This is a genomic window from Amycolatopsis sp. NPDC050768 (assembly GCF_040654155.1).
GTDB lineage: Bacteria > Actinomycetota > Actinomycetes > Mycobacteriales > Pseudonocardiaceae > Amycolatopsis.
On sequence record NZ_JBFAHL010000029.1, the window covers coordinates 40886 to 64883 of the forward strand.

The 23998-nt window shown below is 67.8% G+C and carries 21 protein-coding genes; 3 read left to right on the forward strand and 18 right to left on the reverse strand.

Annotated features, from left to right (window positions below):
• The first annotated feature begins 79 nt into the window (after nucleotides 1-79).
• A complete protein-coding gene (locus AB0H62_RS47670) occupies nucleotides 80-550 on the forward strand; it encodes a VOC family protein (RefSeq protein ID WP_220241459.1) in 471 nt (156 codons plus the stop codon).
• A 432-nt stretch (nucleotides 551-982) separates the two neighbouring features.
• Here AB0H62_RS47670 and AB0H62_RS47675 read toward each other — a convergent pair whose 3' ends face one another.
• From AB0H62_RS47675 to AB0H62_RS47685, 3 genes are all read right to left on the reverse strand, one after another.
• Complete coding sequence (locus tag AB0H62_RS47675; RefSeq protein WP_220241460.1) at nucleotides 983-2467, reverse strand: aldehyde dehydrogenase family protein; 1485 nt, start codon at nucleotides 2465-2467, stop codon at nucleotides 983-985.
• A 248-nt stretch (nucleotides 2468-2715) separates the two neighbouring features.
• Nucleotides 2716-3663, reverse strand: coding sequence for an AraC family transcriptional regulator (locus AB0H62_RS47680; RefSeq protein ID WP_220241461.1), 948 nt, complete (start codon nucleotides 3661-3663; stop codon nucleotides 2716-2718).
• A gap of 334 nt (nucleotides 3664-3997) precedes the next feature.
• Nucleotides 3998-4924 (reverse strand): LysR substrate-binding domain-containing protein, encoded by a 927-nt coding sequence (locus AB0H62_RS47685; RefSeq protein WP_220247798.1) that lies wholly within the window; start codon nucleotides 4922-4924, stop codon nucleotides 3998-4000.
• 145 nt (nucleotides 4925-5069) lie between these two features.
• Here AB0H62_RS47685 and AB0H62_RS47690 point away from each other — a divergent pair, with 145 nt between their 5' ends.
• Nucleotides 5070-6077: an amidohydrolase family protein gene (locus AB0H62_RS47690; protein WP_220241462.1), complete on the forward strand. Its 1008-nt coding sequence runs from the start codon at nucleotides 5070-5072 to the stop codon at nucleotides 6075-6077.
• 278 nt (nucleotides 6078-6355) lie between these two features.
• Here AB0H62_RS47690 and AB0H62_RS47695 read toward each other — a convergent pair whose 3' ends face one another.
• The 6 genes from AB0H62_RS47695 to AB0H62_RS47720 are packed head-to-tail and all read right to left on the reverse strand — an operon-like array spanning nucleotide 6356 to nucleotide 11083.
• Nucleotides 6356-7279 (reverse strand): VOC family protein, encoded by a 924-nt coding sequence (locus tag AB0H62_RS47695; protein ID WP_220241463.1) that lies wholly within the window; start codon nucleotides 7277-7279, stop codon nucleotides 6356-6358.
• A 26-nt stretch (nucleotides 7280-7305) separates the two neighbouring features.
• Entirely contained in the window at nucleotides 7306-8151 is an 846-nt protein-coding gene (locus AB0H62_RS47700) for a fumarylacetoacetate hydrolase family protein (RefSeq protein WP_220241464.1), read from the reverse strand.
• On the reverse strand, nucleotides 8148-8837 hold the full coding sequence (locus AB0H62_RS47705) for a 3,4-dihydroxy-2-butanone-4-phosphate synthase (protein WP_360592648.1): 690 nt from the start codon (nucleotides 8835-8837) through the stop codon (nucleotides 8148-8150). Before AB0H62_RS47705 ends, AB0H62_RS47700 begins: the two co-directional genes overlap by 4 nt.
• 40 nt (nucleotides 8838-8877) lie before the next feature.
• On the reverse strand, nucleotides 8878-9276 hold the full coding sequence (locus AB0H62_RS47710; protein ID WP_220241466.1) for a YciI family protein: 399 nt from the start codon (nucleotides 9274-9276) through the stop codon (nucleotides 8878-8880).
• A gap of 47 nt (nucleotides 9277-9323) precedes the next feature.
• On the reverse strand, nucleotides 9324-10538 hold the full coding sequence (locus AB0H62_RS47715) for an acyl-CoA dehydrogenase family protein (RefSeq protein WP_220241467.1): 1215 nt from the start codon (nucleotides 10536-10538) through the stop codon (nucleotides 9324-9326).
• 47 nt (nucleotides 10539-10585) lie between these two features.
• A complete protein-coding gene (locus AB0H62_RS47720) occupies nucleotides 10586-11083 on the reverse strand; it encodes a flavin reductase family protein (protein WP_220241468.1) in 498 nt (165 codons plus the stop codon).
• Nucleotides 11084-11212: 129 nt separating this feature from the next.
• On the opposite strand from AB0H62_RS47720, the gene AB0H62_RS47725 reads away from it, so the two are divergent.
• Nucleotides 11213-11908: a GntR family transcriptional regulator gene (locus tag AB0H62_RS47725; protein ID WP_220241469.1), complete on the forward strand. Its 696-nt coding sequence runs from the start codon at nucleotides 11213-11215 to the stop codon at nucleotides 11906-11908.
• A gap of 167 nt (nucleotides 11909-12075) precedes the next feature.
• Here the strand turns inward: AB0H62_RS47725 and AB0H62_RS47730 are convergent, their stop codons facing one another.
• The 9 genes from AB0H62_RS47730 to AB0H62_RS47770 all read right to left on the reverse strand — a co-directional run bounded on the left by AB0H62_RS47730 (nucleotide 12076) and on the right by AB0H62_RS47770 (nucleotide 23962).
• A complete protein-coding gene (locus tag AB0H62_RS47730) occupies nucleotides 12076-12966 on the reverse strand; it encodes an SDR family oxidoreductase (RefSeq protein WP_360592649.1) in 891 nt (296 codons plus the stop codon).
• A 223-nt stretch (nucleotides 12967-13189) separates the two neighbouring features.
• Nucleotides 13190-14032, reverse strand: a complete 843-nt coding sequence (locus AB0H62_RS47735; protein WP_255638095.1) for a helix-turn-helix transcriptional regulator — start codon at nucleotides 14030-14032, stop codon at nucleotides 13190-13192.
• A gap of 4 nt (nucleotides 14033-14036) precedes the next feature.
• The gene (locus tag AB0H62_RS47740; RefSeq protein WP_220247800.1) at nucleotides 14037-15032 is read right to left on the reverse strand and encodes an aldo/keto reductase; all 996 of its coding nucleotides are present in this window, start codon (nucleotides 15030-15032) and stop codon (nucleotides 14037-14039) included.
• Between the two features lie 255 nt (nucleotides 15033-15287).
• Entirely contained in the window at nucleotides 15288-18191 is a 2904-nt protein-coding gene (locus tag AB0H62_RS47745; protein ID WP_220241471.1) for an FAD-binding and (Fe-S)-binding domain-containing protein, read from the reverse strand.
• The gene (locus tag AB0H62_RS47750; protein ID WP_220241472.1) at nucleotides 18188-19480 is read right to left on the reverse strand and encodes an MFS transporter; all 1293 of its coding nucleotides are present in this window, start codon (nucleotides 19478-19480) and stop codon (nucleotides 18188-18190) included. Before AB0H62_RS47750 ends, AB0H62_RS47745 begins: the two co-directional genes overlap by 4 nt.
• Before the next feature lie 47 nt (nucleotides 19481-19527).
• Nucleotides 19528-20190: a flavin reductase family protein gene (locus tag AB0H62_RS47755; RefSeq protein ID WP_220241473.1), complete on the reverse strand. Its 663-nt coding sequence runs from the start codon at nucleotides 20188-20190 to the stop codon at nucleotides 19528-19530.
• A 39-nt stretch (nucleotides 20191-20229) separates the two neighbouring features.
• A complete protein-coding gene (locus tag AB0H62_RS47760) occupies nucleotides 20230-21585 on the reverse strand; it encodes a RidA family protein (RefSeq protein ID WP_220241474.1) in 1356 nt (451 codons plus the stop codon).
• Nucleotides 21586-21596: 11 nt separating this feature from the next.
• The gene (locus AB0H62_RS47765) at nucleotides 21597-22937 is read right to left on the reverse strand and encodes an MFS transporter (RefSeq protein ID WP_255638096.1); all 1341 of its coding nucleotides are present in this window, start codon (nucleotides 22935-22937) and stop codon (nucleotides 21597-21599) included.
• 197 nt (nucleotides 22938-23134) lie between these two features.
• Nucleotides 23135-23962, reverse strand: a complete 828-nt coding sequence (locus tag AB0H62_RS47770; protein WP_220241476.1) for an IclR family transcriptional regulator — start codon at nucleotides 23960-23962, stop codon at nucleotides 23135-23137.
• Nucleotides 23963-23998: the final 36 nt, after the last annotated feature.

Below are 23998 nucleotides of genomic sequence, written 5' to 3' on the forward strand. Positions count from 1 at the left end.
GGGTGGCTTCACGCGTTCGGCGTAGTTGTGGACCTCAGAGCCTCCGGTGTGGAGGCCCGTATTCCCGAGGAGTACTTACATGCCGCCGACGGCCACCCTGCCGCAGAATCCCGCGTCGCCGTTCGCGTCGATGCGCGGACACCACATCGCGATTCGCTACCCGGACTTCGAAGAGGCGCGCGCGTTCTGGGTCGACACCCTGGGCTGGCGCCTGGCGCAGACCTGGCCCTATGGCGACCTGACTCTCGGTTTCCTCCTGCCACCCACTCAGGACGACTTCCACCTGGAGATCCTCGGAGGACCGGGCGCCGTGGCCCAGCCCCGATTCGCGAACATCGACGACAGCATGTCCGTCAACGGCTACAACCACGTGTGCCTGTCCGTGGACAGCGTCGACACGGTCCTCGCCGAGCTCCGCAGCCGCGGGGTGGAGATCGTCAACGAGCCCTTCGAAATCCTCGAAATCAGCGCACGGCTCGCGTTCTTCCGCGATCCGTGGGGCAACATCTTCGAGATCTCCGAAAGCACCGGCGGCGATCACACGCACTGACCCCGCCTGCCGGGCGGGCGCGACGGATACGCCGCCGCGCCTGCCAGCGGGGTGGCCGGCTCGCGGCGAACGTCGTCGTCAGCAACCACCGGGTCGTCGCTCTTCGCGACGGTCAACCTGCCGTGGCGCGTTTCATCTCCGGATGCTCGCGTAGGCGGCAGTCACCGCGGATCCGGGACCGCCACCGGGGTACAGAGCGCGCGAGGTGTTATCGAGTGGACGCCGCCCAGGCCACCGAGCTGATTGGGGTCCGCGAACAGCTGTGACCACGTCGCGCGGTGCGCCAGACTTGCCGACACGGCGGGCGCGGCGGCTGCCGTTGCGTTCTGCGTGGCGGGACAGGCAATTGCCGCCACCGAGGCGGTATCGGTAAAAGGGCCTTGCGGGGCACCCGGCCGGTTGACGACGTCGGCCCGATGCCCCCGCAAGACCTCAGAGTGGGAGCTCTCGCGTACCCATGTCGACAGTGACCCAACGGATCTCGGTGAAGTCGTCGAGCGCATCAACGCCGGACCTACCCCAGCCACTGTCCTTCATCCCGCCATTGGGCGCGTGGGCCTCATCGTTGATCGTCGGCGTGTTGACGTGAACGGCGCCGCAGTCGATGCGCTGCGCGACAGCGATTCCACGGCCAGTGTCGCCGGTCAACACCGAGAAGGACAGACCGTAGCGGCTGGCGTTGACCAATCCCACGGCCTCTTCTTCGTCTTGGACCGGGCGGACGACTACCACCGGTCCGAAGGTCTCCTCGCAGGAGATGTCATGATCGTCTGGCACGTTCGTCAGCACGGTCGGGCGGTACAACCGACCGTCAGACGTCCCACCGGTGACCACATTCGCGCCGGCGGCCACGACCGAGGCCACCCGAGTGGTCACCTGGTCCAGCGCCCGCTCGGTGATCAAGGGGCCGACGATCGTGGCAGGATCACTCGGATCCCCCACAGCCAACGACTCGGCTACCGCGGCGAGTCGCGCCACAAACGCGTCATGCACGGAACTCTGCACGAGCACCCGCCTGGCGTTCATACAGATCTGGCCCTGGTGGAAGAACGCGCTGAAGGCAACGATACGCGCGGCCCGGTCCAGGTCGGCGTCGTCGAGAACCACGATGTTGTTGTATCCGCCGAGTTCCAGCACGCTTCGTTTGAGTGCTCCACCGGCCCGGCTCCCGATGGTACGGGCGGTGCCGGCAGAGCCGGTGAAGTACAGGCAACGCACGGCCGGGTTGACGTAAAATTCCTCGGCGACCTCGGCCGCAGCCGGTCCGGCGTGAGTTACGACGTTGACCGTCCCCGCAGGGAACCCAGCGTCCCGCATGATCTCCGCGACAAGCAGTCCCGCTGTAACGGGCGCTTCTTCGGACGGCTTGAGAACCACCGTGTTACCGGCGGCCAGTGGAGCGATGACGGCGCGCCAGGCCAGCACATGCGCGCCGTTCCAGGGGGTGAAGCTGGCGACCACTCCGAGCGGTCGACGTTCGGCCGTGGACATGGTGTGGGGGTGTTCGGTTCGCAACATCTCGCCTGAAGGCCGGTACACCCAACCCGAAGCGTGCCGCAGCTGCGAGACCGACCAGCCAATCTGATACAGCGCGAATGCCCGTCCCGCCCCGGTTTCCAGAGCCAGCGCCTCGGCGACGTCATCGGCACGCTCCTCCAGCAGGTCAGCTGCACGAAGAAACAACCGCTGCTTGACCCCTGGCGCCGTCGCCGCCCACTCCGGCTGGGCCGCGGCCGCGGCAGCAATAGCAGCGGCCGCGTCCGGCCGCCCGCCCGCCGGCACTTCTGCGAAGACACTCCCGTCAAAAGGATTACGACTCTCGATAGTCTCACCACCGACGGCGTCGACCCAGGCGTCGCCGACAAGCATTCGGTGGCGCCGCACGGCACCAGGAGCATTCGCGGTCGTCATGGTCATGCAGCACTCCACGTCGTCATCTTGAAGCCAATTCACAGACACCGCGATTGTGACCAAACTCAACGAACCTGACAATCCGCTTCACGTCGAACTATCCGCATCACGAGCACGGCGCAGTCGGCGGGTACGGCGGGGCTGACACCATCCTCGTCGAGCCGGCAAACGTGGCGGCGTTTGTTGCCAAGCGCAGCGGCGCCTGGCGCGACGAAGCAAGAAGCGACCACTGCCGACCAAACCGACAATCCTCTTTACACGCGAGTATCCGCATCACGCGCACGGCGAGCAGTCGCCAACGTCATTGACGGGAGAACACCGAATCGACGACGGTAGGCAATGCCAAACCTGCCGAGGTGAGTGAACCCAGCCCGATAGGCGACCTCGGCCACCGTGTCGCCCGCATCCCGCGACAAGTCGCCGTGAACCCGATCCAACCGCAGGTCCCGGAGGTAGACAGAAGGTGGCACACCGAGGACACGGCGGAATCCATCTTGCAGCGCACGTGTGCTCAATCCGTGCCGATGAGCAAGCTCCGGAATGCTCGGCCGGGCCGGGAGCGCGTGCAACTCCTCGGCTACACGAAGGATCAGGGCTCGGTCGTCGTCGGGCCCACGATACAGCTCAGCAGCGAGGTCGTGGGGCTGCGACAACAGGAGCGTCGAGACCAGCGCGTCCTCGATCAGTCGTCCAGTTTCGGCAGGAACAGTGCCGCGAGCGCATCGATCCACTGTGGCCGAAGCAAACGCCAGGGCGCGCATCCACTCGGCAGGGCCGGGTGTCGTGAGCGCGAACCGCACCCGCAGGTTGGCACCGCGCCCGCGACCAAGCCCACGCATGTGCCGTTGCATCGCTCCCAAGGGGATCTTCGCAACGAGTTCCGCGCTATCCCCAGCGAAGCGCATGTTCAGCCCGTCTCCGGGTCCGACAACCGCCCCCGAACCAGGCGGGACGCCGACAGCAGCACCGTCTTTGGCGATGTCGAGGCGTCCCCGCAACGGCATCAGCAGCATGTAGTAGTCCAGCGGTGCAGTGGACTCGATCACGACTTCTCCGGCGTACTCCTTGTAACCAACGGTCACCGCGCCGACGTCGACAGCATGCAGCCGGGTCGCGAACGGGATCGCGCCAACCGGCCGAAGCCGGTGCGGCGACAGAGCTCGTGTCCCATCGCGTGCGGCGCTGCAAGGGTCGCTGGTCACGAAGACCGGGTACCTGCACAACGGCGCCAGCTGACTTCGGCGACTTGCTGCAGCGCAACCGCCGCCGCTGCCGTTCATAATTCCTCCGATTCCGCCAACCGGGCCTGCCTGTCAGGACCAAGGTCAGCACCACGGGCTACCGGGCCAGCCGGTTCCTTCGAGCTACGAGACACCTGTGGCCGGATCGAGGCGTGCTGCGAACCGAGCCGCGAAGTCGGTTCGGTGTTCCGTTCGAGTCTACCGATCATCGGCACGCAGAGTGCTCCCACAACTACCGGTAACGGCAAAGGGCACCGCCGGTCTCTGTTCACGAGCGCGCTCCTGAATTCGGACGTCAACGAGGTGCGAAGGGGATTTCCGGATGCCGCTGGACCGTCGCTTTCGGACCTCGGGCGGTCTCGAGGAAGGCGACGACGGCCGGGTTCGTCTCGTCGGTGCGGTGGACGAGCGAGAATTCGGCCTTCGCCCCGAATCCGGACAGCGCGCGGTAGACGACGCTCGGTACCGCGATCCGGTCGACCCCGTCCGGAACCAGCGCGATGCCGACCCCCGCAGCGACGAGCTCGAGCACGCTGAGCGTGCTGCCGGCGCGGTGGCGCGTCGGTTCGACATCGAGGCCGAGACGCGCCCTCAGAGCGTCGGGGATCGGATCTTCGTGCGTGCCGGTCGCGTACCCGATCAACTCGGGACCGCGCAACGCCTCAGCAGGAACGACATCGTGCACGGCGAGGGGATGGTGGCTGGGCAAGGCGAGGAGGAAATCTGCCGAATACACCGGTTCGGCCCTCAGCCCCGTCCCGCCGCCGTGCTCTGGTGACGCGCTGTACCCAACGTCCAGCTCGTTGGCGCGGATCGAGTCATGCTGCTGCGTCGGGCTCGCCTCCTGTAGCTCGATCCGGACCCGCGGGTAGGTCTCGTGGTAACTGCGCAGGCAGTCGGTCAACACACCGCCAAACACCGTGGCACCCGAAAAGCCGATCCGCACGCTTCCGGTCTCGCCGCCCAGGACGAGCCGCGCGGTGGCCTTCGCACGCTCGCTCAGAGCGAGGACGCGACGCGCCTCGGAGAGAAAAGCCACGCCCGCCGCAGTGAGCTGAACGCTTCGGGGACCCCGGTCGAACAACGGACCGCCCAGTTCGTCTTCCAGCGCCTTGATCTGCATGCTGAGCGTCGGCTGGACCACGTGCAACCGCCGGGCGGCGCTGCTGAAGCCACCTTCCTCGGCGACGGCCACGAAGTACCGGAGATGCCGAAGTTCCATTCCGCCTCCACACCAGCAGCCGCCATCAGCGGCACCGATCGAGTGATCAGATCCAACTGTTTGACCTTGTGCCCCGCCACGTCGAGTCTGGAGTGGAGGATCCGGCAAAGTTCACCGTCCACGTCGCGCGAGTCAGAGGTTTCCCATGCGCATCATCACACTCGAAGAGCATTTCGCCGACCCCGCGATCGCCTCGGCGTCGGCGAAGACAACCCTCGAGCTGAGCCCCGGCTTCGCAGCCGCATACGCAGCCGACAGCGGCCTACCCTACTCACCCTCCCCCGAAATCCTCATGGACATCGGCGCGGCACGGGTGGCAGATATGGACCGCGCCGGCATCACGATGCAGGTGCTGTCGTGCCTGGCCCAGTTCCTGCCGGCTGACGTCGCCGAGGGGCTGACCCGCGCTGCCAACGACCGCGCCGCCGCGGCGATGCGGAATTTCCCTGGCCGGTTCTCCGCGTTCGCGGCATTGCCCACGGCTGTGCCCGAGATCGCCGGCGACGAGCTGCGGCGATGTGTGTCCGAGCTGGGTTTCGTCGGCACAATGATCATGGGGCGCACCGACGGCGAGTTCCTCGACCAGCCACGGTTCGATCCCATCTTGCGCGCCGCATCGGATCTCGGTGTCCCGATCTACCTGCACCCGACCCCGCCGCCGCGCGCGACGAGCGCGGAAAACTACGACGGCCTCGCGCTCCCGGTCACGACTCGGCTGCAGACCGCGGCCTGGGGCTGGCACCAGGAAACCGCCGTCCACTTCCTGCACCTGGCCTTCGCTGGCGTCCTCGACCGCTTCCCCGACCTGCAGTTCATCCTCGGGCACTGGGGTGAGATGATCCCCTTCTACCTCGACCGGATCGACGAAGCCCTCCCCCAGTCGGCAACGGGGCTCAACCGGACCTTCCGCGACTACTTTCTCGGCAACGTCTTCATCACCCCGAGCGGCATGTTCAGCCAAGCCCAGCTGCGGTACTGCATCGACACCGTCGGAGTCGACCGGATCCTCTACGCCGTCGACTATCCGTTCATCGGCAACGAGGGCGCAGTTGCATTCCTCCAGGACGCGCCGATCTCAGATGAGGACAAGGAGAAGATCGCGCACCGCAACACCGAGCGCCTGCTCGGGCTCGACTGCGCTACTGCGAGCTGACACCAGGATCTTGCGCGAAGCCTGCATTGCGGCCGGCGAATGAAAGTTCCGGACCGACCGGCGATAGACCACGCTGCCGTGCCGTTCGCCAATCCCCGTGCGGACAAGGCGAGCAACCGCATTGTTGTCCCCGATGGGCGGCGCGATGCGCTCCGGTAGCCGCCTGGGCAAGCTGCACATCGCCGGCCCCGCGGCTACCGGAGCGCATCGATTCTCCGCTCGCTGACGACGGTCGGCGATCATCGCGCCGGCCCGTCGTCACTACGCTGCGCGAGGTGTCAGCCGGGTGCGTGTGCTCCGGTCATCAGCGCAGCAAGGTCGTCCGGGTGCAGGAACGACGGGGGTGGCGGTGGGCCCCAGTTGAACAAGCCTTTCGCACCTTCGAAGGCCTCTGGCTTCCACAGCTGGTCTTCGAGGATGCAGTCGAGGTCGCTGTAGTACTCCGAGAAATTGCCCGCGGGGTCCTTGAGGTACCAGAAGAAGTTGGACCCGGCGTGGTGGCGGCCCAGGCCCCAGATGTGCCGTTCGGGATGGTCCTCCAGCATGCGGGTGGCGCCACGGCCGACCTCGTCGACGTCGTCGACTTGCCAGGAGGTGTGGTGCAGAAAGCTCACGGGCGCCTTGAGCAGCAGCAGGTTGTGGTGGTCGGTCGAGCAGCGCAGAAACGCCCCGGTGTCCTTGATCAGGTCGCTTACTTTGAAGCCGACGCCCTCGACGAAGAACCGGTGCGACATCACGAAGTCAGTCGTGCCGATCACGACGTGGCCGAGCTTGCGCGGTTTGATCGGGTTCGTGCGCAGCACCCCGTTGGCCCGGGCGCCGGCCCTCTCGATGCGGCCCGGGCCGTTGTACACCGTGGCCGGAGTCTCGGGCTGGCGCAGGCGGGGCAGGACTTCGAGCGTGACCTCGACTCCGCCGACCGGGTCGATCGCCGTCAGCCGCCCGGCGCCACGCGTGACAACAGCCTCCACCGCGCGCAGCGTGGCTTCGGCGCGGTCGAGGTCATCGGGGTCGTCGACGCCCACGGTGAACGACACCAGCCGCCGCATCGGCGAGTCGACCAGCCGCAGCTGGTTCCCGCCGTCCACAGTGGAGAACCAGCCGTTGCCGCCGGGTGTGAGCCCGAATTCCGTGTAGTAGGCCGCGGTCTCGGCGACGTTCGGGACGCCGATCACGACCGCCGCCATCTTGTGCAATGCCACAGTTTCTGCTCCTTCGCCGTCCGGTGTCAGGCGTCCGCGCCGACGAGCACGTGCCGCATTTCGCCGATCCCGCGCACGTAGCTGGTCAGCACGTCGCCGGGCTTGAGGAACCACTTCGGGGTGCGGGCCATCCCCACCCCAGCCGGCGTACCGGTGAAGATCACGTCGCCCGGATACAGTGTCACGACCTCGGACAGCCGCGCGATGAGCTCGGGGATCGGGAACACCAGGTCCCGGGTCCGGCCCTTTTGCACCTGCTCGCCGTTGACCGAGCAGCCCAGCTCGAGGTCGTCAGGGTCGGCCAGTTCGTCCGGGGTGACCAGCCACGGACCGATGGGCGAGAACCCGGGGAACGACTTCCCGAGTCCGAACTGCGGCGCCGGGCCGCTCATCTGCACGGTCCGGTCCGACAAGTCCTGGCCGACCGAGAGGCCGGCCACGTGCGACCAGGCATCGGCCACCGGGATCCGGTGCCCGCCCATGCCGATCACCGCGACGAGTTCAACCTCCCAGTCGACCGTGTCGCTGTTGAGCGTCACTTCGCCGTGGGCTCCGGTGAAGCTCGAGACGTATTTGGGGAACACCGTCGGCGAGTCCGGTACCGCGAACGAGGCTTCGGACGCGTGGTCGCGGTAGTTGAGCCCGATGGCGAACACCTGCCGCGGGGCCGGGCACGGTGGGCCCAGCCGGGCTTCGTCCACAGTGAACACGGCGTCGGCGGCATGGTGCTGCGCGAGCGCACGCAGTTCGTCCCAGACACCGAACAGCTCGGCCCCGGCCGAGGGCAGTTTCCCGCCGCTCGCACGGTGCACGTCGAGCACTCCCCCGGGTACCGCCAGCACCGCGCGGCCGTCGAGATAGCCGATTTTCATGAAGGTCCTCTCATCCGGGCCGTCGGCACGGGTTCGTCCAGCGCGGCCAGTTCGTACTCCACGACGTCGGTCAGCGAAACGCACACCAATCCGTGTGCCGCCGCGAACGCCGCCGTTTCGGTGCCTTCGCACAGCCGCGTCGGGTCCGCCGGGCTGACCACCTCGGCGAGCACGGCCGCGGGCGCCAGGCCTGCCAGCTCGGTGAGCCGCACTGCGGCCTCGGCTCGGCCCACCCGCTCCAGCACCCGACCGTCGGCCGCCCGCAACGGGATGAGGTGCCCCGGCCGCACACGGTCTTCGGGCGTGGTCGTGGGATCGGCGAGCAGCCGGGCACCACGCGCCCGATCGCGCGCGGAAATTCCCGTCGTCGTGCCCTCGGCCGCGTCGAACGTCACGCAGTAGTCCGGCGCCGAACGGTCCTCGGGCGGGCACATCGGTGGAAGCCGCAGCTGTGCGCAGCGCGCCGTCGGGAGCGCCACACACACCAGCCCAGAGGAATGTTCGACGACGAACGTCATCGCTCCCGTAACCGTCTTCTCGGCCGCGAACACCAGCACGCCGAGCCCGCCGGCGAGGTCGTCGGCCAGCACGATCGCGTGCCCGCGTGCCAGTTCGTCCAGAGCGCGCGAGACTCGCGCGCGGATCGGGTCGGCGTCGATGCCGACTTCCGTCGCCACCACTGTCACATGGTCACCTCCTGCTCGTCCGGCGGGCTCGAGCGGGCCGTCAGCTGATCTTCGGCCGGCCGCCCGAGTAGAACAGCTGCACCGAAAAGGTGCCCTCGTTCAGCAGCCACAACCGGACGCGAAAGCTGCGAGCACCGGACTGGTGCATGGGATCGGCCTCCGCGAACTTCGTCGCCTCTTCCAGCGAGCTCGCGCGGTAGACGAACATGCCTTCGCCGTGCCACTCCTGCAGGTCGTCGCTGGCGAAGGGACCGGCGGCGAACATGACGCCGTCAAGCTCCATTTTGGTCTGGTACTCGACGTGCGGGTCGAGGTTCTCCAGCACCGGGCCGAGCCCGTTCGTCGGCGTCGAGAACACCACGTAGAGCTGCTTGGCCAGCAGCTCGTGCGTCTCGGAGTACTCGACGAGGTCCTGCCACGGCATGCGCGGTTCGGTCATGACACTCCACTCCAGGGTGAGTTCGTTACTGTGGCGGGGAAATCCGGTCACACGAGCGGGCTGACGCCCTCGTGGATACCCAGCAACGCCCGCCCGTAGACCTCGGCGCTGATCTCGGGGTTGCCGACGGCGTGGCGGCTGGCGACCTCGCTGTCGCGCCAGATGCGCTGCATCGGGCTCGACTCCGCGAAGCTCGACGCGCCGTGCGCGGTCACCAGCTCCCGGATGGCCTCGCGCGCCGTGACGATGGCCTGGCCGACGTCCATCCGCGCCTTCGCCCGCGCGGTGTAGTCGGGGAACACGCTGTTGTGGGCGTTCTCGTCGATCTCTGCCGCGGCGCGGTAGGCCAGCAGGTGCGCGGTGTCGATGAGCGACGCGGCCTTGGCCACTGCCAGCTGCACGACGGGCGCCTTTGTCTGGTTGTCATAGAACGTGTAGGAGATCCCGCGCTTGGGCGCCTTCTCCAGCACGAGGTCGAGCGCCGCCTGGGCCAGGCCGAGCTGCGGCCCCACGAGAATGATCGCGGCACCCGGCACGAACGCCGACCGATAGAGAGCCTCGTCCTTGAACGGGGTGGCGACCTCGCCGAGAGTCATCTTCGGCACCGAGATGAACCGGTGCTCCGGGACGAAGACCTCGTCGGCCACCAGCGTGTTGGAACCGGTGCCGCGCATGCCGACGACGAACCAGGTGTCTTCGATGGTGAGCTCCGACATCGGGATCAGGACCATGCCCTGGTCGTAGGACTTGCCCTCACCCTCGACCGCCGGCGTGCCGACGAGCGCCCACTGCGAGTGCAGGCACCCCGAGGCCCAGCCCCACTTGCCCGTCACGACCAAGCCGCCCTCGACCACCCTCGCGGTGGCGCTGGGCGCGAACACGCCCGCGACCCGGTTGCGCGGGTTCTCACCCCACACGTCCTCCTGCGCTTGCGCGCCCCAGAGCCCGGTGAACCACGCGCAGACGTTCATCAGGCTCGTCGCCCACGCCGTCGACCCGCAACCGCGCGCGAGCTCCCGTGTGACCTCCAGCTTCGTGCGGAAGTCGACCTCGAGGCCACCGAAGCGGCGCGGCTGCATGATGGTGAACAACCCCGCCTCCTCGATCAACCGGATGTTCTCCTCCGGCACCCGCCGCTCGTCCTCGGCGCGCTTCGCGTTCGCCGCCAGCAACGGCACGAGCTTTGCCGCGCGTTCGACAAGATCAGTGCGCAGCCGGCGGTCCTCGGCGGTCGCGCTCGGCCGGTCGAGAATGATGGACATCACGGGCTCCTTTGCTCGTTGGGAAAATCGGTCGCGAAACGCAGCGGTCAGGACAGTGGTTCGGCGCGCTCGCCGAGCCGGGAGTGGGTGCCGAAGGTGCGGCGCGCGTAGACCAACGGCGGGGCGTCGGCGACCTCGGACGCCATGACTTCCGCCAGCACGAGCACGTGATCGCCGCCGGAGACGAGCTGCGTCACCGTCCCGACCAGCCAACCGCCGGCACCGGTAAGGCGCGGCAAGCCGTCGTCGTCGCGCCACGAGAAGCCGGCGAACTTCGCCTCGCCCCGGCCCGCGAAAGCCGTGGCGACAGATTCCTGGCCGTGCGCCAGCACGTTCACGCCCACGCGCCGCGACTCGCGCACGTGGCTCAGCAGAGCCGATCCCGTGTCGAGCGCGAAGCTCACCATCGGGGGCCGCAAGGAGAGTGAGGCGAACGAGCTGACCGTCGTGCCGTGGGGCCGGCCTTCGCCCGTCGTGGTCGTGACCACCGTAACCGGCGCGCAGACGGCACCCATCAGCTCACGAAAAGCTGCTTCGTCCACCACGTCGCGGCCTCCTTGCCGGTCGTCCGGGCAGCTCGCCGTGCTGCGGGCATCAGCCTGACTCAGAGTTATCAATATGTCAATTAATTTTCGACATTGTTCGAAGAACTCGAACGTGGTTGACTGGTCGACATGCCTTCGACCAAGTCCTCGACTCGCGCCGAGCGGGTGTACCTAGCACTGCGCAAGGACATCTTGGCCGGACGTCAGATTCCGGGCAGCCGACTGCCCTTCGCCGAGCTGTGCAGCAAGTACGACGCCAGCATGGGCGTGGTCCGCGAGGCCCTGTCCCGACTTACCGCCGAAGGCTTGGTCCAAGCCGAACCCCAGCTCGGCTTCCGCACCACGCCGATCTCCGTCGAAGACCTCGAGCACCTGACCGAGGCTCGGGTCGCGATCGAGTCACTCGTCTTGCGCGAGGCGCTCGCACAAGACGACGTGCGATGGGAGAGCGAGGTCCTTGCCGCACACCACCGGCTCCAGCAGACCCCGCAGATGGACGCTGACGATCCCGACCGCATCTCCGAAGAATGGTCCGAGGCGCACGCCACTTACCATCTGGCCCTGCTGTCGGGCTGCCCGAACCCTCGACTTCTGGCGATCGCCCGCTCGCTGCGCGACTCCGCGGAACTCTACCGACGCTGGTCCGTTCCCCTCGGACACGAGAACCGCGATATCACCGGCGAGCACAAGTCCATCCTGGACGCGATCCTCGCCAAGGACGCCGACCTCGCAGTCGCCACCCTCATCGAGCACATCCAACACACGACACAGGTTCTGCTGCACAGTTTCGACCAGCCAAACACCAACAGCTCCACGAGAGCTTAGAACCTCAGCTCGCTGGTTCCCGAATGCCCGACTGAAATCGGCTGCGATCAGCCAAGCCGCACAGTCTCGGTATCGAGGCGCCCGGCCGGCCGATTTGCGTCGCCCGCAAGATCCGGCTCCGGTGACGCAAATCGACCGGCTGCGCGGATATTCCGGTGCGCGCCCGGCTACCGCTTGACCCGGAGGAGTTCGGCGTAGCCTTGCCGGGTCACGAAGGCTTCCTGCGCGCGGTGGAGCACCTCGACGACCTCCTCGACGCCAGCTTGGCTGAAGTCGACGACGGTCCGGAAAGGACGGGTACCCGTGGCAAGTGCGAGCACTCGTGCGATCTCGTCGGCAACGGCGCGGGGGTGTGCGTCCACGCCGGGCGGGAAGAGTGCGTCGGTGGCTTCCTCCGTGCGCGCGACGAGTGGGTCCAGGTCCGAGTAGCCCTTACTGCGATCGGTGTCCGAGGCGTGAGTGGCGTGCGGGAAGTGCTCAGTGCCCTGGGTGAAGGGACCGGGCATCACGATGGTGGTCTCGATACCGTACTGGCCGACCTCATAAGCCGTGACCTGCGCGAGTGCGTCGGCCGCGGTCTTCGAGGCCACATACGGCCCCATGAACGGCGGCACCACGATCGAGGTTGTGCTGCCCACGTACACGAGCGTGCCCGATCGCCGTTCACGCATGTGCGGCAGGACCGCGCGGTTCACCCGCTGGATGCCGATCGTGTTGATATCGAAGAGGCGCTGCACGTCTTCGGGGGTGAAGGCCTCGACGTAGCCGATGTACAGGTGCCCGGCGTTGTGCACGACGGTGTCCAGCCGGCCGGCCTCGGCGAGGATGGCCGACACAGCCGTCTCGGCGGAAGCCTCGGATTGGACGTCAAGCTCGACGACCCGCAGGTCGTGTCCCTCGTGGCGGCCGAGCTCCCTGAGCTCGTCGGCACGGGCGGCGTTGCGGCCCGCGACGTCGCGCATGCTGGCGTAGACGATGTGCCCCTGCGCGGCGAGCGCGCGAGAGGTCAGGTTGCCGATCCCGGTTGAAGCGCCGGTCACGAGCACGACAGAAGACATGGCGGAGTGGCTCCTTTCAGGAGTTGAATATTGGATTCACTCGACAAGACCTTGTCTGAAGCCATGCGCCTCACAGAGCAGCCATCACAAATCAGAGTCCGGCTGTAAAGGGAATCATCGCGCCCGACGGACTGCCGGACCAATCGCAACGTCTGCACTGCGTTGCACAGGTTCAACTTCTCATGCCAGAACAGATGTCAATCACGTGCGAGGAACAGAGGTCTCACGCGCGAAAAGTCTGCTCGCCGAGGACGTTCAGGAACTCGAAGGCCGCGGCGGTGGTGGTGCCCGGCTGGGGCCGGAAGATCACCATCCGGTGGCCGGTGGCCGCGGAAAGGACGAAGTCGCACTGCACGTCCAGCGGTCCCGCGTGGGGGTGAACGAGCTTCTTGCGAGTGGAGCGGAGGGGCTCCACGAGCATCTCGGTCCAGTACCGGCCGAACTCGTCGCTCGCTTGGAGAAGATCGACGACGAGTTGATCGCACACGACGTCGGTTCCGCGACGTGCCGAGGCCGCCCGCAGGTCGGCCACGTAGGCGCGTCCGATCGCCTCGTGTTCCTCAGAAACGTTGAGCGCACGCGACTCGGGATCGGTGAACCAGCGCCAAGTCACGTTGCCATCGCGATGGTTTCCGAGGTCCCACGAGCCGACGAGGGCCTGACTGAGCCGGTTCTGCGCGAGCACCGTGTTGATGTCGTCGACGACCTGCGCGGGCACCGAGTTCAGCGCATCGAGGAGGTACATCATCGCGGGATCGACATAGCCGTCCGTGGTGGCCGTCAGAGGCGGCGAGTAGCCGGCGAGCCGGTACAGATGGTCGCGCTCGTCGACGGACAATCGGAGCGTTCGCGCCAGACTCGCCAGCATTCCCTGTGACGGATGTGCGTTGCGCGACTGCTCCAGCCGTTCGTAGTAGTCGACGGAGATGTTCGACAGCATGGCCACTTCCGCGCGCCTCAGGCCGGGCGTGCGGCGCCGCCCGCCGGCGACGAGACCGACGTCCGCTGGCCGCAACATTTCGCGCCGAGCCCGGAGAAAGCGGCCCAGGTCGTTGTGCTCAGTCACGTGATCACCCTTGGATTGCCTTCATCGCAGCGGCAACGTACCGTTCACCCTCGACCTGGTCGACCGGAATCGCTTCGTCGAGCGCGGTCAGCGTTGCTTCGTCCAAGGTGAGTTCCACGGCGCCGACATTCTCCTCCAGATAGGGGCGGCGTTTGGTACCGGGGATGGCCGTGATCCCCTGCGCGAGCACCCACGCCAGTGCGAGCTGCCCCGGCGTCGCGCCGTACTCGTCCGCGATTACCCGCACACGATCGGCAAGAGCGAGGTTGACCGCGAAGTTGTCTCCACTGAACCGCGGCGCGCTGCGGCGCCAATCGTTCTCCGGCAGCTCGTCGAGTGTGCGCAGCTCACCGGTCAGAAACCCCCGTCCGAGGGGGGAGTACGCCACGAACCCGATGCCCAGTTCGCGCACCGTGTCGAGCACACCGTTGGTCTCCACGGTCCGCGTGAACAACGAGTACTCGGTCTGCACAGCCGACAGTGGTGCCGTAGCGTGGGCTGCGCGGATGTTCTCCGCGGACGCCTCACTGATGCCGAGGTAGCGAACCTTGCCCTCAGTCACCAGTTCGCCCAGCGCGCCGAAGGTCTCGGTCACCGGAACCCCCGGGTCGACGCGGTGCTGGTAGTACAGGTCGATGTGATCCGTGCCCAGGCGGCGAAGCGAGCCTTCCACCGCCTGTCGTACGTAGTCGGGCCGGCCGTTCGGACCGCCGACGATCTTTCCGGTCTCGTCGAGGGTCACTCCGCCGAATTTGGTGGCGACGACGACCCGGTCGCGATAGGGAGCCAGTGCCCGCCCGACGAGCTCCTCGCCGGTGAAGGGTCCGTACATGTCTGCCGTGTCGAAGAGCGTGACCCCGAGGTCGACCGCCCGGCGGATAGTGGCTTCCGACTCGATGTCGTTCGGCGTTCCGTACATCGCGGTCATGCCCATCGTGCCCAAGCCTTCGACCGACGTCGTCAAGCCCTGGCGGCCTACGCGATGCGTCCTGACAGTCATGATTTCCTCCTGAGTGAGCCGCGGCTGTTCGGCGGCTTCTCTGAAATCATGCGCCGAGTTCGGGTTGCTTCGAGCGTCCAATCTAGACCCGTCTCCTGAGGACGACGTTAGGTCACACGCGCCCGGAACTATGGACCCTACTGACAACACTGTCGAAATGAACTGATGTATGGAAGGCGCTGCCGGTGCTGCGCCGGAGGCACTCTTCGGCCTCGGTGGGTGTGCCAGTAGGGGACGAATGCTGAAGACAGGTGATTACATTACGGTGTCGGCCGGGTCGATCAGTTCCGCGAGGTGCAGGCTCGCCCGGTCGGGCGCAACGTGCGCGACCTGCACGGAACAGCTGAATCCGTCTGCCAGGACCGGATTCCCGACCGGTGTCCGCGCCAAGGCCGGAATCAGGGCTTGTTCGGCAACGCGCAGGGATACCTCGTAGTGCCCGGCCTCGAAGCCGAAGTTTCCGGCGACACCGCAGCATCCGCCGACTTCGAGAACCTCGGCTACTCCGAGGCCGGCCAGCGCCCGACGCTGGGTGGTTGCCCCGAAGGCCGAGTACTCGTGGCAGTGTGTTTGAACCGTGACGCTCGTCGGTACCGCCGGCGGGCGCCAGCCTTCCTCAGCCCATTCCGTCACAGCTTCGGCAAAGCTCCGGATTCGACCCGAGACACGTTCGGCCGAGGCCGAGCCGAGCAGTTCCGGCAAGTCCTTCTTCAGAGCGGCCGCGCAGCTCGGTTCCAGGACGACGATAGGCGTCTCAGACCCGTCATCCAACTTCCGCACCGCACGCGCCATCACCTTCTTCGCGGTCTTGAGCTGGCCGGTGGAGATCCAGGTCAAACCGCAGCAGACGTCGGTTTCGCAGAACGTTTGCCGACCGGTGTCCGCGGCCACGCGAGCCGCAGCTCCGGCGACCTGAGGCCGAAAGCCCCTGGTGAAGGAGTCGACGAACAGGATGACGTCCGCCTTTTTCCGCCCGATGTCGAGGGAGCCGAGCTCTCGCCGAAGCTCCTTGCCCGAAGCGAATCTGGGGAGCCGTCGTTCCGTCGTCACACCACCAGTTTTCGCGATGAGCTTGCCGACGGGGGTCGCCAGCACGGCGTTGACCGCGCCGCTGAAGTGCGCAGTGATCTTGAGCCACCTCGGCAGCCACCCCAACGAGTAATGCGACAAGGGCCGCCTGCGGCCCCGGTAGTAGTGCGAGAAGAACTCTGACTTGTAGGTGGCCATGTCCACTCCCGCAGGGCAGTCGTGTGAGCACGCCTTGCAAGCCAGGCACAGATCGAGGGCTTCCCGGACGTCTTCGGACGCCCACCCCTCCTGGACGGTCGAGGCACCGCGGACCATGTCCTGCAGCACTCGAGCCCTCCCCCGGGTCGAATCCTTTTCATCTTTGGTGGCACGGAAGCTCGGGCACATGACACCACCGGCGTCCGCGCGGCACCGCCCGACGCCTATACAGCCCTGGACCGCGTGGGTCCAGGGGGCGACGCCGGCCTCGGCGGCCTCGACCGGGCTGAGGGTGAAGTGAGTTCGCCAGTCGTGGCTGGGGACGCCCGCCAGTGCAAGGTTCTCGTCGATCGGGTCCGGTGCGGTGACGGAACCCGGGTTGAGGAAGTCGGATTCGTCCCAGATCCGGCGGAAGTCCGCGAAGGCAGCGAGCATTTCCGGCGTGTACATGGTGCCGAGGAGCTCGGACCGGGCCCGCCCGTCGCCATGCTCACCGGAGAGCGATCCTCCGTGCCTGACCACGAGGCGTGCCGCGGCCTCGGTGAACACGCGGTAGATCTTCCGACCCTGCTCCGTGCGCAGGTCGTAGGTGATGCGGATGTGCATGCAGCCGGCGCCGAAATGGCCATACACAATGCCCGTCAGATCGTGCGCACGGAGGAGTTCGCGGAAGTCGGCGAGGTAATCCGCCAGGTCGCCAGGAGCGACCGCCGAGTCCTCCCACCCTGGCCACGACTCTCCCCCGCTCGCCGGCCGGTACGAGAGCCCTGCGCCGTCCTCCCGAACCCGCCACAGTGCGGCGCGTTCGCCCGCGTCGGGCACGGCGCGTCCCGCCAGGAGACGGCCGTTGAGCCGGAGCCGGGTCAAGAGCCGGCCTGCCGCGTCGGCGACCTCTCCTGGGTTATCTCCGTCGAGGTCGACGTAGAGGAAGGCGCTGCCATCGGGCAGGCCGCCGACCGCATCGGGGCCTCGGCGCAGACGCATGGTGTCCACGATGGACTGATCCATCCCCTCGACCGCGGCAGGCGAGAACTCGAGGATCGTGGGGACGTCCCGGGCGGCGGCGACTACGTCGGCGTACCCGAGGCACACGAGCAGCGCCGAAGGAGCCTTTGCCACGAGCTTCATGCGAGCACGCAGCACGATCACGCAGGTGCCCTCCGAACCGACCAGCGCCCGGGCCACATCGAAGCCGTTCTCCGGGAGCAGGTGGCCGAGGTGGTAGCCCGACACCTGACGGGGAATGCGGCCGAGCTCGGTGCGGATGGAGGCCAGGTTCGCCCGCGCCAGGGTCTTGAGCTGCCGTTCGATTTCGAACGCCCGGCCGACGGAGAAAATGTCGTCGGGGTCTGTCGCGCGCAGTCCACTGTGGTGGGCGGTCAGCCGCGCGCCGTCCGCGGTGACGACGTCCAGCTCGAGGACGTGGTCCGCCGTCCGTCCATACCGGACCGAATGGTTGCCGCACGCGTCGTTGCCGATCGCACCTCCGACAGTCGCCCGCGTCTTCGACGACGGGTCGGGTGCGAAGGTCAGCCGGCCCGAGGTGGCCTGCTCGGCCGCCAGGCTGAGCTCTGCCAGCACGACACCGGCGTCTATGTCGGCCACCCCACGAGCCTCGTCGATCGAGTGCACCCGGTTCAGGTGCCGAGAGAAGTCCAGCACAACGCCGGGGCCGACGGCGTTGCCCGCCATCGAGGTCCCGCCGCCCCGGCTGATCAGCGGCGTGCCGGTCGCCCGGCACACTCGGACGGCGGTGGCGACCTCGTCGGCGCCGCGCGGGAACACGACACCGATCGGCGGGACCCGGTAGTTGGACGCGTCGTAGGCGTAGGCGGCGATGCGGTGACCGTTGGTGTCCACCGTCAACCCGGCGCGGATAAGCTGGCTGACGACATCCGCGGAGCGCGACCGCGACACTGCACTGCGGCTCATCGATCAACCCCCTCCCCGGCGTCGAGTCGCTTGCGGTACGTCTCCTTCAGCCCGAACATGCAGGCCAGCGACACAACGAACGCACCGAACATGACGCCCACGAGTACGCCGATTCCACCGGTCGCCGCGACCAGGGCCGCCGCGACGAGCGGGGCCGGCCCGGCCCAGACTGCGCCGGCGACCTGGTAGCTCAGCGAGATCGCGCTGTAGCGGACCCGGACGTCGAACGACTCGGAGAGGAACGACGCCAGCGTCGAGTACATCGGCGCCTGCCCGAGCGCGAGCATCAAGACCAGCGCCAGGGTCATCAACCCGAAGCTGCTGGTGTCGACGAGCCAGAACATCGGGAAGGCCAGCAAAGCGGCGAACGCGGCGCCGATCAGGAAGACGGTTCGCCGCCCGATCCGGTCCGACACCGCCGCCCACACCGGGATGGCGGCCAGGTCGACCACCGCTGCGATCAACAGCGCGAACAGGCTCTCCGTGCGGGAGATACCCGCGCTGTCCCTCGCGTACGTCAGTACGTACACGCTGGTGACGTAGAACGCGATGTTCAGCAGGGCTTGGCCGCCGATGGTGAGCACCAGAGCGCGCTTTTCGTGCTTGAACACTTCGAAGAGCGGCACCCGCGCCTGCTCCGACCGTTCCTTCACTCGGGCGAACGACGGCGACTCGTCGATGCCGAGCCGGATGAGCAGGCCGACGACTACGACCACGATGCTCGAGAGGAAGGTGAGGCGCCATCCCCAGGCGAGGAACGCCTCGTCGGACATGGCTCCGGACAGCAAGGCGAAGATACCGGCCGAAGTGATCAGGCCGAGCGGGACACCCATCTGCGGGACGCTCCCGTAGAACCCACGGCGTCCGGCCGGCGCGTGCTCGACGGCCATGAGCACGGCACCACCCCATTCGCCACCGACGGCGATGCCCTGCACCAGGCGAAGCAGCACCAGGAGGATCGGTGCCCACACGCCGATCGCGGCCGCGCCGGGCAGCGCGCCGACCAGCGTGGTCGCGACGCCCATCAGGAGCAGGGTGCTGATCAGGACACGTTTGCGCCCCAGCCGGTCACCGAAGTGGCCGAACACCATTCCGCCGACCGGCCGCGCGACGAAGCCGACGCCGAGCGTCGCGAGGGACACCAGCGTGGCGGCCGGCGCGGCGAGACCCGGGAAGTACAGCTTGTCGAAGACCAGCGCGGCGGCCTGGCCGTAGATGAAGAAGTCGTACCACTCGATCGTGGTGCCCACCAGGCTGCCGAGGGCAGCGCGCCTGGCCTGCTTCGCCACGGTCGTGGAGCTCCCCCCACGACGCGTGGCGAACCCGTGTGGCCGCGTCACCGCTGCCACACGACACTCGACTGGAGCCCCGCGGCCGGATCCGCCAGGCTGGCCGACCGCGGGACGACGTTCATCTCCGTGCTGAAGGTCGGCCCCGGCATGCGGCCGAGCGGGCGCAGCTTGTCCGGGTCCGGCTTGCAGTCACCGGCCACCAGTCCCTCGCGGAAGTGGGCGTAGACGACTGTACCCATCACCCACGTGCTCGCCCCGAGGTCGATCGCCGAGTGCAGCAGGCACTCGAAGCTCACCGGCGCCTCGGCGATGCGGGGCACCGCGATGCGCTCGCCGGGGAGCGCGGTGAGCCCGGCGGCGTCGAACTCGTCGACGTCCGGCGCGTACTCGATCGAGGTGATGACGAGCTCGTCGAGCAGCTCCGCCGTGGGGATGTTGACGACGAACTCGCGGTTCGCCCGCACGAACGTCAGCGTGTCCTTGTCACCCTTGCCGGGGACCAGTGACTTCGACACCGAGAACCCGAGCATCGGCGGGTTCGACGACACGATGTTGAAGAAACTGAACGGCGCGATGTTGGGCACGCCGTGCGGCGACAGGCAGGACACCCACGCGATCGGCCGAGGTACCACGGCGCCGCACAGCAGCTTGTAGTTCTGCAGCGGGGTCAGCGTGGCCGGGTCGTATCCGACCGTCCGTCGCTCCACCGGTGCCTCCACCTCACTGGACAAATCCGTCCACCTCCGTCAGCGGTGCCGGGCAACGACTTCGATCTCGATGGACGCCGCCGCGAACGGCGACGTGTCGACGATCGGCACGAACGTGGTGGGCGGCAGCGTCGGTCCGAAGACCATCGTGCCGACGCGTTCGACGACCGCCCGCTCGGTGGCGTCCTTCAGGTACACCGTCTGATGGACGACGTCACCGAGATCGAGACCGTAGGCCTCGAGGTATTCGGTGTGCAGCTGGTAGACGTACCAGGCCTTCGCCCGGATACCCGTGTCCGCCTCGAGATGTCCGAAGGACAGGCTGCGGCCTTCACCGGACAGCTCGGCGTTGCGGTCGACGAGCCGGCGGTTCGGGCCGTCGATCGGCACCTCGCCGCACGTGAACACGAGGCCGCCGCCCCGGACCGCGCCAACGTAGTAGCGGGCGATGTCGGCCTGCGGCAGCCGGACTTCCTTGGCGTCCCCACCGCTGCGGGGCAGGTACGCGACGGCTTCGAACGCGATGCGCGCCGCCGGGTCGGGCAACCCGCCGATGCTCAGGCCGGTGCTGGCCACCAGCCGCTTCTCGTTGTGGTCGGACAGCGCCTGCCGCGCGAGCACGACCGGCCCGTAGTAGCGCATCGATTCGGGCAGCCAGCCGTTGACCTTCAGCACGTCCTCGATGCCGCCGCCGGCGGACTCGAGCGCCGCGTCCATCTTCTGGAAGAGCGTCCACGACTGCTCGAGCGCTTCGGTGGCCTTGGGCGTGCTGAACTCCATGGCGGCGAGCTCGTCCGGCAGCGTGCCGAGCCGCGAGGGTGCCGGGGCCGGCTCCGTGCCCGTCGTGCTGGGGACGAACACGTAGTCCCCGGCGCGCACCACCGCGCTCCCGTCGGCGGCGTCGACGACCTGGACGCCACCCTCGCCGGTGTAGGCGACGGCGTCGAGGTAGACCTCGACCTCCTTGTCCAGGCCGTGGGACGACACGAGCACCACGCTGATCGCCGGCCGGTGCCCGCCGAGGCGGTCGCGGACGACGCGGTTGACGACGGCCAGGTTCTCGCGGTCCGAGACGAAAACCCGCAGCCGGGCGACCGCGCGGAGATCGAGGCTGTAGCTCGCGAGCACCTCGCCGAGCTGGTCGAAAGCGAAGTACGCCTGCGCCGCGGCCGGCTCCTCGGGTACGTCGATCAGCATCTGGTTCCGCCGGACCCGCGCGCCGTCCGCGTCGACCTGCCGGAACGATCGGACGAGCTCCCCCGAAGGGAGGTGCGGGGTGACGGAGCCGACGAACACCAGGTCGGCCGCGCTGTCCGCGATCTTGCTGTAAGGGCCGATCAGCCGGGCCCGGCCGTCGGGCGACGTCGTGACCGTGGCGGTTTCTTCCTGTCCCATGGGGTCTCCTTCTAGTGGGGACGAACGCTGGACGGCTCGACGCCGTCAACGGAACTGGTTTCGACGGTTGCGGCGGTACCCGTGGCGAACAGGTCACGCCGGAAGACTTCGGTGATCGTGCAGACGGCGGCGAACGTGATGACCGCCAGCACCGAGAGGTAGAGGGACACCGACCAGCTGCTGCCGGTGACCGCCACGAGGGTGGCCATGATGGTGGGCGCGAACCCGCCGGCCACCACCGACGCGATCTGGTAACCGAGGCTCGCGCCGGAGAAGCGGACCTCCGCGGGGAACATCTCGACGAACATCGCGGCGAGCGGCCCGTACATCGACGAGTGGATCACGTACGCGATCACCAAACCAAGGCCGAGCAGCCACCGGTTCCCCGTGTCGGCGAGCAGGAACAGCGGCCACGCCCAGACCGCCATGGCGGCGGTCCCGATCAGGAACAGCTTCTTGCGCCCGACGCGGTCGCTGAGCCGGCCGAAGAACGGGAGCGCGACGACCTGCACCAGCCCCGCGCACATCACCAGGGCGAGCACGGTGCTGCGGGGCAGCCCGAGCACGCGGCTGCCGTAGTCGACCATCCCCGTGCTGAGGACGTAGAACGCCGCGTTGCCCACGAGGAAGGCTCCGGCCGCCTGGACTACGGCTTTGCGGTGGGTCCGGAACACCTCGACGAGCGGCTTCCTGACCGGCGACGCCTTCGCCGCGTTCGCCTCACGCAGGTGGAGAAACACGGGTGTCTCCTCGATGCGCCGCTGCACGTACATGCCGAAGAGGACGACGACGAATCCACCGAGGAACGGCAACCGCCAGCCCCACGACCGGAAGCTGTCCTCGGACAGCAGCAGGGTCAGCACCAGGAAGATCCCGTTGGCCAGCGCCGCACCGAGACACGCGCCCAGCTGGCCGAGGCTTCCGTAGAAACCCCGCAGCCGCACGGGTGCGTGCTCGGTGAGCAGCAACGCGCCGCCGGCCCACTGCGCACCGACGCCCAGCCCCTGGACGAGCCGGAGCAGCACCAGCAGTACCGGGGCGAGCACGCCCACCGAGGCGTGGGTGGGCAGCAGGCCGATCAGCGTGGTCGCGGTGCCCATGACCACCATGGCGAGCACCAGCGTCGGGCGCCGGCCCCAGCGGTCGCCCAGGTGGCCGGCGATGATGCCGCCAACCGGGCGCGCCAGGAACCCCACCGCGAGAGTGCCGAAGGCGGCGATGGTGCCGATCGCCGCGTTCTGGTCCGGGAAGAAGAGCGGGCCGAGCACCAAGGCCGCGGCCGTTGTGTAGACGTAGAAGTCCAGCCATTCGGCCGTCGTCGCCGCGACGCCCGCGACGGCGATTCGCCGCATCGCACGCTGGTCTCCCTGTTGCGAAGGCGTCGGCGTTGACGCGGTCATACGCACCTCCTGGCGTGCAGGGGAAAGGGAACCGCCCGACTGCCCTCCACGGCGAGTCCCTCGCGATCGTGCGGGCTACCTGCCGAGCGTGTTCGTAGTCTGTGGAACGTGACGCCTGAAGTCAAGACACTGTCTCATGATTTTCTTGCTCATTCGCCCCACGTGCCGAGATAACCGAGACGGCGCGACAGCTGGCGGGCTCCCTCAAGGACAGCCTGACCGACCTTGTCGACGGGCAGCAGCTCAAGCCGGTCCCCGGGCATGCTCAGCGTGACCGCACCCGCGCACGAGCCGCTCGCGTCGAAAAACGGCGAGGCGACACCGGCTCCGTTGCGGACCCAGCGACCGCGGCTCACCGAGTAGCCCAGCTTTCGATCTCGCTCGAGCGTTTCGCGGTACTCGTGGATGTCGGTGATGCTGTTCGGCGTGTGCCGTTCCAAGCCCTCGGCGAAGACGAGCTCGACCTCACTCGCCGGCATGCCGCACAGGATCGCGGTTCCGGCGGCGCCGGTGGTCAGCCGGACCGGCTTCCCGAGTTCGAGCACGTACCTGATGGGCTGGTCGCAATCGATCTTGTCCCGGAAGACCAGCCGGTGGTGCTCCCGTACGGCCAGGTAGCAGGTCTCGTTGTACACATCGACAAGCTCCTGGAAGATCGGCTTCGCCGCGTTCCAGAGGCTGTCCCGGTCACGCAGCACCGCCACGAGGGAGAACAGGCGCGAGCCCGCCGAGTACACCCCCCGCTCGCCGGTCTGTTCGACCCACCCGAGCTCCTCCAGCTGCGCGAAGATCCGACTGACAGCGCTGCGATCGACGCCAGTCTGCCGCGCTGCTTCCCGGACGCCGATCCCCGCTTCGTGCGCCGCGACCACTTCGAGCAGCACGACCGCCCGATCCAGGACACCGGGCCGCCCGGCCCCCGCCCGGTTGTTGTCCACCCCGTCGCCTACCGCGGCGCCGGCACTCTCTTGAGTCACCACACGATCTCCCTTTCATCCCGAAGCCTGTGCACG

What these genes read in the sequence shown, in the direction of transcription:
- AB0H62_RS47710 (WP_220241466.1), bottom strand. Translation starts at nt 9,276, where the DNA reads ATGACCGAACCGCGCATGCCGTGGCAGGACCTCGTCGAGTACTCCGAG.
- AB0H62_RS47740 (WP_220247800.1), bottom strand. Translation starts at nt 15,032, where the DNA reads ATGACTGTCAGGACGCATCGCGTAGGCCGCCAGGGCTTGACGACGTCG.
- AB0H62_RS47685 (WP_220247798.1), bottom strand. Translation starts at nt 4,924, where the DNA reads ATGGAACTTCGGCATCTCCGGTACTTCGTGGCCGTCGCCGAGGAAGGT.
- AB0H62_RS47725 (WP_220241469.1), top strand. Translation starts at nt 11,213, where the DNA reads ATGCCTTCGACCAAGTCCTCGACTCGCGCCGAGCGGGTGTACCTAGCA.
- AB0H62_RS47670 (WP_220241459.1), top strand. Translation starts at nt 80, where the DNA reads ATGCCGCCGACGGCCACCCTGCCGCAGAATCCCGCGTCGCCGTTCGCG.
- AB0H62_RS47765 (WP_255638096.1), bottom strand. Translation starts at nt 22,937, where the DNA reads ATGCGGCGAATCGCCGTCGCGGGCGTCGCGGCGACGACGGCCGAATGG.
- AB0H62_RS47700 (WP_220241464.1), bottom strand. Translation starts at nt 8,151, where the DNA reads ATGAAAATCGGCTATCTCGACGGCCGCGCGGTGCTGGCGGTACCCGGG.
- AB0H62_RS47745 (WP_220241471.1), bottom strand. Translation starts at nt 18,191, where the DNA reads ATGAGCCGCAGTGCAGTGTCGCGGTCGCGCTCCGCGGATGTCGTCAGC.
- AB0H62_RS47730 (WP_360592649.1), bottom strand. Translation starts at nt 12,966, where the DNA reads ATGTCTTCTGTCGTGCTCGTGACCGGCGCTTCAACCGGGATCGGCAAC.
- AB0H62_RS47675 (WP_220241460.1), bottom strand. Translation starts at nt 2,467, where the DNA reads ATGACCATGACGACCGCGAATGCTCCTGGTGCCGTGCGGCGCCACCGA.
- AB0H62_RS47715 (WP_220241467.1), bottom strand. Translation starts at nt 10,538, where the DNA reads ATGTCCATCATTCTCGACCGGCCGAGCGCGACCGCCGAGGACCGCCGG.
- AB0H62_RS47760 (WP_220241474.1), bottom strand. Translation starts at nt 21,585, where the DNA reads ATGGGACAGGAAGAAACCGCCACGGTCACGACGTCGCCCGACGGCCGG.
- AB0H62_RS47690 (WP_220241462.1), top strand. Translation starts at nt 5,070, where the DNA reads ATGCGCATCATCACACTCGAAGAGCATTTCGCCGACCCCGCGATCGCC.